Origin of the sequence: Asanoa hainanensis (genome assembly GCF_900188485.1) — a bacterium.
GTDB lineage: Bacteria > Actinomycetota > Actinomycetes > Mycobacteriales > Micromonosporaceae > Asanoa > Asanoa hainanensis.
Window position 1 is genome coordinate 309,278 of the sequence record NZ_FZPH01000003.1, and the last position, 12,387, is coordinate 321,664.

Here is a 12,387-nt window from a genome sequence, read left to right on the forward strand (position 1 = left end):
ATCCACGTCAGGGGTGAGCGGAGAGGGCATGTTGTTCGGATAGCGCACAGATGTACAACGGGAAACCTAGAGCCGCGTCGTACCGGAAGTCAATGTTCATCATTATTGACGCTCATGGCGTGTGGTTCCTAGGCTGGCTGCTGAACGAATGTTCGTATAGCGCACAGACTGGGAGCCGCATGGCCGAACTCGTCAGCCTCGCCGAGGGTGTGGCGGAGCTGGTCCACGACGGGGACGCGGTCGCGTTGGAGGGCTTCACGCACCTGATCCCCGTGGCCGCCGGCCAGGAGATCATCAGGCAGGGGCGCCGCGACCTGACGCTGATCCGGATGACTCCCGACATCGTCTACGACCAGCTCATCGGCGCCGGTTGCGCGGCACGCCTGGTGTTCTCGTGGGGCGGCAACCCCGGTGTCGGCTCGCTGCACCGGTTCCGCGACGCGGTGGAGAACGCCTGGCCGCGGCCGATCGAGATCGAGGAGCACAGCCACGCCGGCATGGCCAACCGCTACGTCGCCGGGGCGTCCGGGCTGCCGTTCGCCGTGCTGCGCGGCTACGTCGGCACCGACATCGCCAAGCACACCAAGACGGTCGCCACGGTCACCTGCCCGTTCACGGGCGAGGCGCTGACCGCCGTCGCCGCCCTCAACCCGGACGTCGCCGTGATCCACGCCCAGCGCGCCGACCGGCGCGGCAACGTGCAGCTCTGGGGCATCACCGGCGTGCAGAAGGAAGCGGTGCTGGCCGCCGCACGGTCGCTGGTCACGGTCGAGGAGGTCGTCGACGAGCTCGAGCCGCGGCCCGGTGCGGTGGTCCTGCCGGGCTGGGTGGTCACCGCCGTGGCGCACGTGCCGCGCGGCGCGCACCCGTCCTACGCGCAGGGCTACTACGACCGCGACAACGACTACTACCAGTCCTGGGATCCGATCAGCCGGGACCGCGAGACGTTCGGGCGCTGGCTGGACGAGGTGACCGCCGCATGAGCGGGTGGACCGCCGACGAGATGATGACCGTCACCGCCGCGCGCTCGCTGGCTGGCCGCACCTCGTGTTTCGTCGGCATCGGGCTGCCCAGCACGGCGGCCAACCTGGCCCGCCGCACCTCGAACCCGAACCTGGCGCTGATCTACGAGTCGGGTGCGATCGGCGCCAAGCCGACCACGTTGCCACTGTCCATCGGGGACGGTGAGCTCGGCGAGACCGCGGACGCGGTGGTCAGCGTCCCCGAGATCTTCAACTACTGGCTCCAGCCCGGCCGGGTCGACGTCGGGTTCCTGGGCGCCGCGCAGGTCGACCGGCGCGGCAACATCAACACGACGGTGATCGGCGACTATCGCTCACCCGCTGTCCGGTTGCCGGGCGCGGGTGGCGCTCCCGAGATCGCCGCCTCCTGCCGCGAGACCATCGTGGTCGTCCGGCACCGGCCGCGTACGCTCGTCGACCGCCTCGAGTTCGTCACCTCGCTCGGCTTCGGCGACGGTCCCGGCGACCGGGCGGCGCTCGGCCTGCGCGGTCGCGGCCCGATCCGGCTGATCACCGACCTCGGCGTGCTCGAGCCCGACCCCTCGACCTGCGAGCTGACGCTGGTCAGCATCCATCCCGGTGTCGAGGTCGAGGCGGTGCGCGCCGCGACCGGCTGGCCGCTCACCGTGCGCGCCGACCTGCGGGTCACCGAGGAGCCCACTGTCGCGGAGCTCGCCGCCCTGCGATCACTGACGACGAGAGGAGGCGGCGTTGCCTGACTGGAAGCCACCCGCGCCCTACCGGAGCCACGCGCCGGACGAGCAACCCCCGCTGGAGTCACCGGAATACGGCTCGACCCGGCTGCGCAGCCCGCGCCAACCGTTGGTGGCGCTGCCGCAGGGACTGACCGAGCTCACCGGGCCGGTGCTCGGGTCCGACCGGGTCGGCCCGCTCGACCACGACCTGACCCGCCAGCACGACGGCGAGCCGCAGGGCGAACGGATCGAGGTGTTCGGCCGGGTGCTCGACGGCGACGGCCGGCCAGTCCGGGACACACTCGTCGAGGTCTGGCAGACCAACGCCGCCGGTCGCTACCTGCACGCGGGAGACCGGCACCCGGCACCGCTCGACCCCAACTTCACCGGGGCCGGGCGGGCGATGACCGACAGCGAGGGCCGCTACCGGTTCGTCACCATCAAGCCCGGCGCGTACCCCTGGCGCAACCACCACAACGCCTGGCGCCCGGCGCACATCCACTTCTCGCTGTTCGGCCACGCGTTCACGCAGCGCCTGGTCACCCAGATGTACTTCCCCAACGACCCGCTCTTCGACCAGGACCCGATCTTCAACTCGGTACGCGACCCCGCCGCCCGGCAGCGCCTGGTCGCCGCGTTCGACCTCGGCGCCACGACACCGGAGTGGTCACTCGCCTACCGCTTCGACATCGTGTTGCGTGGACGCGACGCCACCCCGATGGAGGACGAGGCATGACGACTCCGTCGCAGACGGTTGGGCCATTCTTCGCGCTCGGGCTGCCCTGGGCGGACGGGCCTTTTGCGGTGGCCGAGGACTTTCCCGGCGCGTTCTGGCTGCGCGGCGTGGTGCTCGACGGTGCCGGCGAGCCCGTGCCGGACGCGCTGATCGAGATCTGGCAGGCCGACCCGGCCGGGCGGTTCGACCACCCGGACGACCCGCGCGGCCCGGTGGCCACCGCCGGCTTCCGCGGCTTCGCCCGCTGCCCGACCGACACCGACGGGCGCTACGCGATCCGGACGGTCCGCCCGGGCCCGGTCCCCGGGCCGGACGGCCACCTCCAGGCACCCCACATCGACGTCAGCGTGCTGGCCCGCGGGCTGCTCGACCGGCTGGTCACCCGGGTCTACTTCCCCGACGAGGCCGCCAACGCCGACGACCCGGTGCTGGCCACCGTCGACGCCGTGCGCCGCCAGACGCTGATCGCGAAGGAGACCGACGACGGCATCGCCTTCGACATCACCATGCAGGGCGACCATGAGACCGTCTTCTTCACGTTCTGAGGGCCTGTTCGCCGGCATCCTCGAACGCGGCCCGGTGCCGGCCGCGGTCGCCGACGACGCCTGGGTGCGGGCGATGCTGTCAGCGGAGTCCGCGCTGGCCGCCGCCAACGCCGCGGCCGGCGTGATCCCGTCGGCGGCCGGCGACGCGATCGTCGCGGCCTGCGCGGACCTGGCGCCGGACCCCGTTGATCTCGGCGGAGCGGCGGCCGCACACGCCACCCCGGTCGTGCCGCTGGTCGGCGCGATCCGGGCGGCGGTGCCGCCGGAGACACGCGAGCACGTGCACGCCGGCGCGACCAGCCAGGACATCCTCGACACGGCGGCGATGCTGGTCGCCCGCGAGGCGCTGGCCGCCCTGCTGTCCGACCTGGACGGCGCCGCCGACGCCGCGGCGGCGCTGGCCGCCGCGCACCGCGACACCGCGCTGATCGGCCGTACCCTGCTGCAACAGGCGGTGCCGACCACCTTCGGGCTCACCGCCGCCGGCTGGCTGACCGGGCTCGACGCCGCCGCGCTCGACCTGCGCGGCTTCAAACCGACGGCACAGCTCGGCGGTGCGGCCGGCACGCTGGCCGGGCTCGGGCCCGCCGGCCCGGCCGTGCTCGCCGACTTCGCCCGCCGGCTCGGCCTCGCCGCCCCCGACCTGCCGTGGCACACCGAACGCGGCCGGATCGGGCGGCTCGCGAGCGCCCTCGGTGTCGCGGCCGGCGCCCTCGGCAAGCCCGCCCGCGACGTCACCCTGCTCGCGCAGGGCGAGGTCGGCGAGGTCGCGGAAGGCGCGCCCGGCGGGTCCAGCGCGATGGCGCACAAGCACAACCCGGTGGCCGCCGTCAGCACGCTGGCCGCCACCGCCCAGGCGCCGGGCCTGGTCGCGACGCTGCTGGCCAGCGCGGTGCAGGAGCACCAGCGCGGCGCCGGCGGCTGGCAGGCCGAGTGGCGGCCCCTGCGCGAGCTGCTGGTCACCGTCGGCTCGGCCGCCGCCTGGCTGCGCGCCTGCCTGTCGGGGCTGGTCGTGCACCCGGATGTGATGCGCGCCAACCTCGACCGGGCCGGTTGGCCGACCGAGCGCGGTGCCACCGACCCGGTCGGCAGTGCCGGCCACTTCGTCGATCTCGCGCTGGCCGGACACCGGAGGACCCATGGTTGACGATGGTGCGGCGGTGCGCCGCGCCGTGCTCGGCGACGCCCACGTCGACCGGGCGGCCGCGGCGGCGACCGCGTTCAGCGCACCCTGGCAGGAGCACGTCACCGCACACGCCTGGGGCGCCGTGTGGACCCGGCCGGGGTTGGACCGGCGCACCCGCTGTCTGGTCACCATCGCCCTACTGGCCAGCCAGCACGCGAGCACCGAACTGGCGATGCACGTGCGGGCCGCGATCGGGCAGGGTGTCACTCCTACGGAGATCCGCGAGGTGTTGCTGCACACCGCGGTTTACGCTGGTGCGCCGGCGGCGAACACCGCGTTCGCGACCGCCCAGCGGGTGCTCGACGAGCTCGGCATCGAACTCGGGAGCGAGGAGGCGTCGTCGTGACCACGGTGCGCTCGGCCGATTTCGTGCAGTCGCTCGAACGTGGGCTCGCGGTGATCCGGGCCTTCGACCGCACGCACCCCGAGCTCACCCTCAGCGAGGTCGCCGCGACCACCGGGGTCACCCGGGCCGCCGCCCGCCGCTTCCTGCTGACGCTGATGGACCTCGGGTACGTGCGCACCGACGGCCGGCTCTTCTCGCTGACGCCGCGGGTGCTCGAGCTCGGCTACGCGTACCTGTCGAGCCTGTCCCTGCCCGAGGTCGCCGAGGTGCACCTGGAGGCCCTGGTCGCCGAGGTCAACGAGTCGTCGTCGGTGTCGGTCCTGGACGGCCCCGACGTGGTCTACGTGGCCCGGGTGCCCACCTCGCGGATTATGACGGTGGCCATCAACGTTGGCACCCGGTTCCCGGCGTACGCGACCTCGATGGGCCGGGTCCTGCTCGCGGGGATGCCCGACGGCGAGCTGGCGTCCTACCTCGACACCGTGTCCATCGACCGGCTCACGGCCCGCACGATCGGCGGGGTCGGAGCACTGCGGACCGAGCTGGCCCGGGTACGCGCGCAGGGCTGGGCCCTGGTCGACCAGGAGCTGGAGGAGGGCCTGCGCGCGGTGGCGGCACCGATCCGCGACCGCGCCGGCCGCACGGTGGCGGCCGTCAACGTCTCCACCGCCGCCAGCCGCACGACCCTGGAGGCCATCCGCCGCGACCTGGTGCCGCCGCTGCTCGCCGCCGCCGCCCGCATCTCCGCCGACCTCCCGGCCACCCCACGCGGTGAAAGAAGAATCAGCTAAGGCGTGTTTCATAACTGGGGTCGAGGCGAGGCGGAGTCCAGGGGTCGTCTGGGTGTGCGGCGGCTTTGCCCGGATACCGGTGTTGTATCCGGGTGAAGGCGCCGTGCGGCCAGGCGGCGCCTGGGCCCGCCGCAGCCCGGCCCCAGTTATGAAACACGCCTTAGGCGCTGTCGAAACGCCACCGGTCTGTTCGACGCGTCGGTGACGGTCAGAATGGCCGTGACGGATGGGAGACAGACGATGCGCTTCATGCTGCTGCTCAAGGGTGACCCGCCGCCCGGTGCGATGCCGCCGGCCCACCTGGTGCAGGCGATGCACGACTACGACAGCGAGCTGGCCAAGGCGGGGGTGCTGGTCGCCGCCGAAGGGCTCTGGGACAGCTCGCAGGGCGCCCGGGTGATCTACGCCAAGGGCGAGCGGACGGTCGTCGACGGACCGTTCACCGAGGCCAAGGAGCTGGTCGCCGGCTTCTACCTGATCGACGTCAAGTCGCCGGAGGAGGCGATCGAGTGGGCGCGGCGCTGCCCGGTCGACGCCGCGATCCCGGAGGGCGCCGACTGGGAGGCGGTGGTCGAGGTGCGCCGGGTCGCCGAGCCGAGCGAGCTCACCACGATCACCGAGGAGCAGGTGGCGCACGCCGAGCAGTTCAGGCTGGGCCGCTCTTAGCTCGTTCCGCCAGCAGCGCCCGCTCCGGGGCGTTGTCGGTCAGCGCCGCGGCCCGGGTGAACTCCGCCCGGGCCTCGGCGTCCCGGCCGAGCTTGACCAGCAGGTCACCGCGCACCGCTGGCAGCAGGTGATAGGTGGGAAGCAGGCCGGCCGCGACGATCGCGTCCACCAGCGCGAGACCCGCGGCGGGTCCGTCCGCCATGCCGACCGCGACGGCCCGGTTCAGCTCGACCACCGCCGACCGGGCCAGCGGGGCGAGCGCGTCGTAGAGCGCCGCGATCAGCTTCCAGTCGGTCTCGTCGGCGGTGCGGGCGCGGGCGTGGCAGGCCGCGATCGCGGCCTGGAGGGCGTACGGCCCGGGGGTTCCGCCGAGCTCCTCGACCCGGGCGAGCGCGGCGAGCCCGCGACCGATCAGCGCGTGGTCCCAGCGCGCCCGGTCCTGGTCGAGCAGCCGCACCACCGCGCCGCCCGGCCCGACCCTGGCCCGCAGGCGGGATGCCTGAAGCTCCATCAGCGCCACGAGGCCGTGCACCTCGGACTCGCCGGGCATCAGGCCGGCCAGGATCCGGCCGAGCCGGAGGGCGTCGTCGCAGAGGGCGGGGCGCACCCAGTCGTCGCCCGCGGTCGCCGCGTAGCCCTCGTTGAAGATCAGATAGGTCACCTCGAGTACGGAGGCCAGCCGCGCCGGTCGCTCGTGCGGCTCGGGCACCTCGAACGGCACGCCGGCGTCGGACAGCGCCCGCTTCGCCCGCACGATCCGCTGCGCCACGGTCGACTCGGAGACCAGGAACGCCCGCGCGATCTCCGGCGTCGTCAGCCCGCCGAGCAGCCGCAGGGTGAGCGCGACCCGGGCCTCCGGTGCCAGCACCGGATGGCAGGAGACGAACACCAGCCGCAGCAGGTCGTCCTCGATCTGGTCGAGGTCGACGTCGATCTCGACGGTCTCGTCCTGGCTGCGGCCGAACTCCTGGAGCTTGCGGGCGTAGCGCTCGTTGCGCCGGACCAGGTCGACCGCGCGCCGCTTGGCCACCGCCATCAGCCAGGCGCCCGGGTTCTTGGGGATCCCCTCGGCCGGCCACTGTTCGAGGGCGGCCACCAGGGCGTCCTGCGCGAGCTCCTCGGCCACGCCGACGTCGCGCATCATCCCGGCGAGGCCGGCGATCAGGCGCGGCGACTCCATCCGCCAGACGGCTTCGACCGTGCGACGGACCTCGGATTCGGACGGCACGCGACCAACCTATCGGGTGTGTTGTTGCATATCTGTGGCAACAACCGCCAGGATGCAACACGTGACGATCGTCGAGGTGGTCCTGCTGTCGGCCGCTGACGGCGCGCTGCGCTACCGCACCGTGTCCAGCGCGCTGCCGGCCGGCGTACACCCGGACGATCTGGCCCTGCACCTGTCGGGCCTGACGTTGTGCACCCCGGGCGCGACGCTCCACTCGACGAGTTGGCGCTTCGAGTCGGAGTCGGTGGTCCTGACGTACGCCGCGCTGCCGGACCCTTCCCCCACGACGACGTTGCCCTTGTCACCCGACCGGATGGTCACCGGCCGCGCCGCCCTGGCACCCTCGCCGCCCGACGTCGACACGGACGCCGTGGCCGCGCACGCCGCCCGCCACCTGGCACTCCTGACGGTCACGGACCCGGTGGTCGCGGCCGCGGCCACCGCCCAGCCCGATCTCTGGGACCTCCTCGCCAAGCTCCCCGCCGGCCTCGCCGGCGCCCTCCGCTGACGACGCCCGACGCTCCACAGCGGACCACCCCGCGCAAGCCGGTTACCGACATTGTGCGCAGCCATACACCAACGAACGGAATGTGGCCTATTGGTATAACCTGCTTGGCAAATCGATGGTCACCACAGTGCCGCACCGTCGCGGGTCTGGGTGACGAGAACCAACGGCAGCGGCAGATACTGCACAATGTATTGTGCCTGATGCCCGACCCCCGAAGGAGCAGGTCGTGGAGGCGCAGCTCATCCCCGGTGAACGGCGCACCGCTCACCAGATGGTCCGCGACTCGCTGCGCAGGGCGATCCTCGACGGCACCCTCCCCGCGGGCTCCCGTCTGGTCCAGGCCGACATCGCCGCGCGGTTGCGGGTCAGCACCACACCGGTCCGCGAGGCGCTGCGTGACCTCGCCTCCGAAGGGCTGATCCGGCTCGACGCGCACCGGGGCGCGGTGGTGCGGGAGACGAGCCTGGCCGAGGTACGCGAGATCTACCTGATCCGCCGCCTGCTCGAGCCCGAGGCCGTCAAGGTCGCCGTCCAGGAGCTGACCCCTGACCTGCTCGCCCGGCTCGAACGACTACAGGCGGAGCTGGACGCCGCCCGCGAGCCCGGCCGCTGGGTCGCCCTCAACCGCGAGTTCCACCGCGTGCTCAACAGCGCGGCCGGGCTGCACCGGCTCGCCGAGATCCTCAACCACCTCGACGACAACGCCGCGGTCTACGTCAACATGGCACTGCGGGCCGCCGACGCCGACCACCTCGACAGCGGCAACGAGCACCACCAGCGGCTGCTCGAAGCGTGCCGGGACGGCGACGGTGAGCGCGCGGCGAAGCTGGTCGTCGAGCACCTCCAGCAGACGCTGAGCACCGTCGAACGCGCGGTCACGAGCCTCCGGTAGTACACAACCGACCCTGCAATGTGCAGGGTTGTAGGGTCTTCGGTGTGCTTGACGAGCTCGACCTCGCCAAACTGGCGCCCGCGCCACACCGGCGGACCGCGCACGAGCTGGTCCGCGACACCCTACGCCGCGCGATCTTCAGCGGTGTGCTGACCGGCGGCACGCACCTGGGCCAGGCGGAGATCGCCACCCAGCTCGCGGTCAGCACGACCCCGGTCCGCGAAGCACTGCGCGACCTGGCCGCCGACGGGCTGGTCCGGATCGACCCGCACCGCGGCGCCGTCGTGCACGACCTCGACCACGACGACCTGCGCGAGATCTACGAGATCCGCTCGGCCCTCGAACCGCTGGCGATCCGGCGCGCGGCCCGGCACATCACGGCCGACGAGCTGGCTGCGGCCGGCGACCTGCTGGACCGGATGGCCCAGGAGACGGACCCGGCCGCTTGGTTGGAGCTGAGCTGGGCGTTCCACGCTCTGCTGGGTGGGGCGTCTCGCTCACCGCGCCTCTTCTCCTTGGTCACCAGCGCACAGGGCAGCACCGCACGGTACGTCGGCGAGTCGATGAAAACCCACCCCGACCGGCTCGCCGAGGCCACCGCGGAACACCGCGCCCTGGTCGACGCCCTGGCTGGACGCGACGGCGACACCTGCGCGAAGCTGGTCACCGCCCACCTCCAGCACACGCTGGAACTGCTGCTGAAGCCCTGAACCGCTCATCGCACCGGGAACTCCTCGTCCAGGGCCAGGTTGAGGCGCACCACGTTGACCCGCTTCGCACCCATGAAGCCCACCGACCGACCCGCGGTGTTGTCGTCCACCAGCCGTTGGACGGCCGCCTCGGTCACGCCGCGCTCGCGGGCCACCCGGGGCAGTTGCAGTTGGGCGTACGCGGGGGTGATGTGCGGGTCCAGCCCCGACCCGCTGGCCGTCACCGCGTCGGACGGCACCGCGGGGTCGCTCGGCGCGTCGCCGCGGACCGGCGTCAGCACTCCCCCGCTGTAGTCCTCGCCCGGCACCGCGCTCTCCACCGGCACGCCTTCGAACGTGGCGACGAACGGCGTCGCGGGGCGGGCCTGGTTGACGCTGACCACCCTCGTCGCGGGACCGCTGAGCCCGTCCCGGCGGAACACCCGCAGCACCGCCCCGACCCCCTCCGTGGTGCAGAACGGCCGGGCGCCCGAGACGCCGTTCAGCGAACCGACCGCCAGGCTGCGGGTGCAGACCTGGGTGAGCAGGCTCTGCGTGCCCTCGTCCCCGCCCGGCACCGGCAGCACGTCCTCGATGCTCTCGGGACCGAGGTTGCTGGCCGAGCTCGCGGTCGGGTCGTAGCCGTCACCGGCCGCCGACGGACGCGACTGGAAGTAACGGGGAATCCCGTTGCCGTCGGCGTCGAGGAAGCTCTGCCCGATCAGCTTGCTGCCGACCCGCTGCGACCCCGACGTGACGAACGAGCCCTCGGCGCGGCTGTGGAGCCCGGGCAGCAACCCGATCCCGACCAGCAGCAACGGGTACGCGATGCCGAGCAGGACGGTGAACACCAGCACCGCCCGGAACGCCGCGAGGTGCTGGCCGAGCCAGTTGGGCAGCCGCATCAGGAGATCCCCGGGATGAACTGGACGATGGCGATGTCGAGGACCTTGATGCCGGCGAACGGTGCGGCGATGCCGCCCAGCCCGTAGACCAGCAGGTTCCGACTCAGCAGGGCCGACGCGCTGCTCGGCCGGTAGCGCACGCCGCGCAGGGCCAGCGGGATCAGCACGACGATGACCAGCGCGTTGAAGATGATCGCCGAGGTGATCGCGGACTCCGGTGAGCTCAGCCGCATGATGTTGAGGCCGTCGAGGCTCGGGTAGACCGCGGCGAACATGGCCGGGATGATCGCGAAGTACTTCGCGATGTCGTTGGCGATCGAGAACGTGGTCAACGCGCCCCGGGTGATCAGCAGCTGCTTGCCGATCTCGACGATCTCGATGAGCTTCGTCGGGTCCGAGTCGAGGTCGACCATGTTGCCGGCTTCCTTGGCGGCCGACGTGCCCGTGTTCATGGAGACGCCGACGTCGGCCTGGGCCAGGGCCGGCGCGTCGTTGGTGCCGTCACCGGTCATCGCGACCAGCCGGCCGCCCTCCTGCTCGTGGCGGATCAGCGCCAGCTTGTCCTCGGGCTTCGCCTCGGCGAGGAAGTCGTCGACGCCCGCCTCCTCGGCGATCGCCCGGGCCGTGAGCGGGTTGTCGCCGGTGATCATGATCGTGCGGATGCCCATCCGGCGCATCGCGTCGAAGCGCTCGCGCATCCCGGACTTGACCACGTCCTTGAGGTGCACGACGCCGAGCGCGCGGGCCGGCTGCCCGTCCGTGTGCTCGGCGACCACCAGCGGGGTGCCGCCGGTCGCCGAGATGCCGTCGACCACGCCGCCGACCTCCTCGGTCGGGTGCCCGCCGTTCTCCCGCACCCAGCGCATCACGGCCGCCGCCGCGCCCTTGCGGATCCGCCGGGCCGGCGCGCCGCCCTCGCCGGGAAGGTCGACGCCGGACATCCGGGTCTCGGCGGTGAACGGCACGAACTCGGCGGACGGGATGACGCCCTCGTCCCGCGCGCGCAGCCCGTGCTCGTTCTTGGCCAGCACGACGATCGAGCGGCCTTCGGGCGTCTGGTCGGCCAGGCTGGACAGCTGGGCCGCGTCCGCGAGCTCGCCGGGCGCGACACCACCGATCGGCAGGAACTGCGTCGCCTGGCGGTTGCCGAGGGTGATCGTGCCGGTCTTGTCGAGCAGCAGCGTGTTGACGTCGCCGGCCGCTTCGACGGCACGGCCGGAGGTGGCCAGCACGTTGCGCTGCACGAGGCGGTCCATGCCGGCGATGCCGATCGCGGAGAGCAGCGCGCCGATCGTGGTCGGAATCAGCGCGACCAGCAGCGAGACCAGCACGATCCCGGTGACGCCGTGCTCGTCGATGACCAACGTGTCAGGCGCCGCGCCCTGGAACGCCTTGGAGAAGATCGCCACCGGCTGGAGCGTGATCACCGCGAGCAGGAAGATGATGGTCAACGCGGCCAGCAGGATGTTGAGCGCGATCTCGTTCGGCGTCTTCTGCCGAGACGCGCCCTCGACCAGGCTGATCATCCGGTCGATGAAGCTCTCGCCGGGCTTTTGCGTGATCTTGACGACGATCCGGTCGCTCAGGACGCGCGTGCCGCCGGTGACCGCACTGCGGTCGCCACCGGACTCCCGGATCACCGGCGCCGACTCCCCCGTGATCGCCGACTCGTCGACGCTGGCCACGCCCTCGACCACGTCGCCGTCGCCAGGAATCACCTGGCCGGCCTCGACCACCACGACGTCGTTCTGCCGCAGCATGACGGCGTCGACGGTCTCCTCGCGCGGTGCGCTCTGACCCGGTGCCCAGTCGACGAGCCGCCGGGCGACGGTCTCCTGGCGGGCCCGGCGCAACGTCGCCGCCTGTGCCTTGCCCCGACCCTCGGCCACCGCCTCGGCCAGGTTCGCGAAGAGCACGGTCAGCCAGAGCCAGACCGTGATCAGCCAGGCGAAGGTCGACGAGTCCTGGATGGACAGCGCCGTGGTGAACAGCGCACCGAGCTCCACGATGAACATGACCGGGTTGCGCCAGAGCGTCGCCGGGTTGAGCTTGCGCAACGCGTCCGGCAGCGACTTCCAGAGCTGCCGCGGGTCGAGCAGGCCCCCGCCGATCCGGGCGGGCTCCGCCGCCGGAGGCGCCGGAGGAGCCACCGCCGTCATCGCAGCCCCACCATCGTCT

At 72.4% G+C, this 12,387-nt stretch carries 14 protein-coding genes; 11 read left to right on the forward strand and 3 right to left on the reverse strand.

Annotated elements, in window-relative coordinates; all coding sequences use genetic code 11:
• Positions 1-179: 179 nt before the first annotated feature.
• The 8 genes from CHC05_RS09005 to CHC05_RS09040 all read left to right on the forward strand — a co-directional run bounded on the left by CHC05_RS09005 (position 180) and on the right by CHC05_RS09040 (position 5,987).
• Positions 180-983 (forward strand): CoA transferase subunit A, encoded by an 804-nt coding sequence (locus tag CHC05_RS09005; RefSeq protein ID WP_089246709.1) that lies wholly within the window; start codon positions 180-182, stop codon positions 981-983.
• On the forward strand, positions 980-1,741 hold the full coding sequence (locus tag CHC05_RS09010) for a CoA-transferase subunit beta (protein ID WP_089246711.1): 762 nt from the start codon (positions 980-982) through the stop codon (positions 1,739-1,741). Before CHC05_RS09005 ends, CHC05_RS09010 begins: the two co-directional genes overlap by 4 nt.
• Positions 1,734-2,453, forward strand: a complete 720-nt coding sequence (gene pcaH, locus CHC05_RS09015) for a protocatechuate 3,4-dioxygenase subunit beta (RefSeq protein WP_089246713.1) — start codon at positions 1,734-1,736, stop codon at positions 2,451-2,453. Before CHC05_RS09010 ends, pcaH begins: the two co-directional genes overlap by 8 nt.
• Positions 2,450-2,998, forward strand: coding sequence for a protocatechuate 3,4-dioxygenase subunit alpha (gene pcaG / locus CHC05_RS09020; protein WP_089246715.1), 549 nt, complete (start codon positions 2,450-2,452; stop codon positions 2,996-2,998). Before pcaH ends, pcaG begins: the two co-directional genes overlap by 4 nt.
• Positions 2,973-4,145 carry a lyase family protein gene (locus CHC05_RS09025; protein ID WP_089246717.1) on the forward strand — a complete coding sequence of 391 codons (1,173 nt, stop codon included), beginning with the start codon at positions 2,973-2,975 and terminating at the stop codon, positions 4,143-4,145. The genes pcaG and CHC05_RS09025 overlap by 26 nt, the downstream gene beginning before the upstream one ends.
• Positions 4,138-4,530: a carboxymuconolactone decarboxylase family protein gene (locus CHC05_RS09030; protein WP_089246719.1), complete on the forward strand. Its 393-nt coding sequence runs from the start codon at positions 4,138-4,140 to the stop codon at positions 4,528-4,530. Before CHC05_RS09025 ends, CHC05_RS09030 begins: the two co-directional genes overlap by 8 nt.
• Positions 4,527-5,321: an IclR family transcriptional regulator domain-containing protein gene (locus CHC05_RS09035; RefSeq protein ID WP_089246721.1), complete on the forward strand. Its 795-nt coding sequence runs from the start codon at positions 4,527-4,529 to the stop codon at positions 5,319-5,321. Before CHC05_RS09030 ends, CHC05_RS09035 begins: the two co-directional genes overlap by 4 nt.
• Positions 5,322-5,561: 240 nt before the next feature.
• Positions 5,562-5,987, forward strand: a complete 426-nt coding sequence (locus tag CHC05_RS09040; RefSeq protein ID WP_089246723.1) for a YciI family protein — start codon at positions 5,562-5,564, stop codon at positions 5,985-5,987.
• Here CHC05_RS09040 and CHC05_RS09045 read toward each other — a convergent pair.
• The gene (locus CHC05_RS09045) at positions 5,968-7,167 is read right to left on the reverse strand and encodes an RNA polymerase sigma factor (protein WP_089247471.1); all 1,200 of its coding nucleotides are present in this window, start codon (positions 7,165-7,167) and stop codon (positions 5,968-5,970) included. The two genes, CHC05_RS09040 and CHC05_RS09045, sit on opposite strands and share 20 nt — an antisense overlap.
• A 109-nt stretch (positions 7,168-7,276) precedes the next feature.
• Here CHC05_RS09045 and CHC05_RS09050 point away from each other — a divergent pair, with 109 nt between their 5' ends.
• The 3 genes from CHC05_RS09050 to CHC05_RS09060 all read left to right on the forward strand — a co-directional run bounded on the left by CHC05_RS09050 (position 7,277) and on the right by CHC05_RS09060 (position 9,325).
• Positions 7,277-7,723 carry a hypothetical protein gene (locus CHC05_RS09050; protein WP_144022527.1) on the forward strand — a complete coding sequence of 149 codons (447 nt, stop codon included), beginning with the start codon at positions 7,277-7,279 and terminating at the stop codon, positions 7,721-7,723.
• A gap of 226 nt (positions 7,724-7,949) precedes the next feature.
• Positions 7,950-8,615, forward strand: coding sequence for a GntR family transcriptional regulator (locus CHC05_RS09055; protein ID WP_089246727.1), 666 nt, complete (start codon positions 7,950-7,952; stop codon positions 8,613-8,615).
• A gap of 44 nt (positions 8,616-8,659) precedes the next feature.
• Positions 8,660-9,325 carry a GntR family transcriptional regulator gene (locus CHC05_RS09060; protein ID WP_218824490.1) on the forward strand — a complete coding sequence of 222 codons (666 nt, stop codon included), beginning with the start codon at positions 8,660-8,662 and terminating at the stop codon, positions 9,323-9,325.
• 5 nt (positions 9,326-9,330) lie between these two features.
• Here the strand turns inward: CHC05_RS09060 and CHC05_RS09065 are convergent, their stop codons facing one another.
• On the reverse strand, positions 9,331-10,209 hold the full coding sequence (locus CHC05_RS09065; RefSeq protein ID WP_089246729.1) for a potassium-transporting ATPase subunit C: 879 nt from the start codon (positions 10,207-10,209) through the stop codon (positions 9,331-9,333).
• Positions 10,209-12,368, reverse strand: a complete 2,160-nt coding sequence (kdpB, locus tag CHC05_RS09070) for a potassium-transporting ATPase subunit KdpB (RefSeq protein WP_089246731.1) — start codon at positions 12,366-12,368, stop codon at positions 10,209-10,211. The genes CHC05_RS09065 and kdpB overlap by 1 nt, the downstream gene beginning before the upstream one ends.
• Between the last annotated feature and the right edge of the window lie 19 nt (positions 12,369-12,387).

Excerpts from the sequence above, each read along its gene's own strand:
- CHC05_RS09005 (WP_089246709.1), top strand. The coding sequence starts at position 180 with ATGGCCGAACTCGTCAGCCTCGCCGAGGGTGTGGCGGAGCTGGTCCAC.
- CHC05_RS09010 (WP_089246711.1), top strand. The coding sequence starts at position 980 with ATGAGCGGGTGGACCGCCGACGAGATGATGACCGTCACCGCCGCGCGC.
- pcaG (WP_089246715.1), top strand. The coding sequence starts at position 2,450 with ATGACGACTCCGTCGCAGACGGTTGGGCCATTCTTCGCGCTCGGGCTG.
- CHC05_RS09025 (WP_089246717.1), top strand. The coding sequence starts at position 2,973 with ATGAGACCGTCTTCTTCACGTTCTGAGGGCCTGTTCGCCGGCATCCTC.
- CHC05_RS09030 (WP_089246719.1), top strand. The coding sequence starts at position 4,138 with ATGGTTGACGATGGTGCGGCGGTGCGCCGCGCCGTGCTCGGCGACGCC.
- CHC05_RS09040 (WP_089246723.1), top strand. The coding sequence starts at position 5,562 with ATGCGCTTCATGCTGCTGCTCAAGGGTGACCCGCCGCCCGGTGCGATG.
- CHC05_RS09045 (WP_089247471.1), bottom strand. The coding sequence starts at position 7,167 with ATGGAGTCGCCGCGCCTGATCGCCGGCCTCGCCGGGATGATGCGCGAC.
- CHC05_RS09065 (WP_089246729.1), bottom strand. The coding sequence starts at position 10,209 with ATGCGGCTGCCCAACTGGCTCGGCCAGCACCTCGCGGCGTTCCGGGCG.
- kdpB (WP_089246731.1), bottom strand. The coding sequence starts at position 12,368 with ATGACGGCGGTGGCTCCTCCGGCGCCTCCGGCGGCGGAGCCCGCCCGG.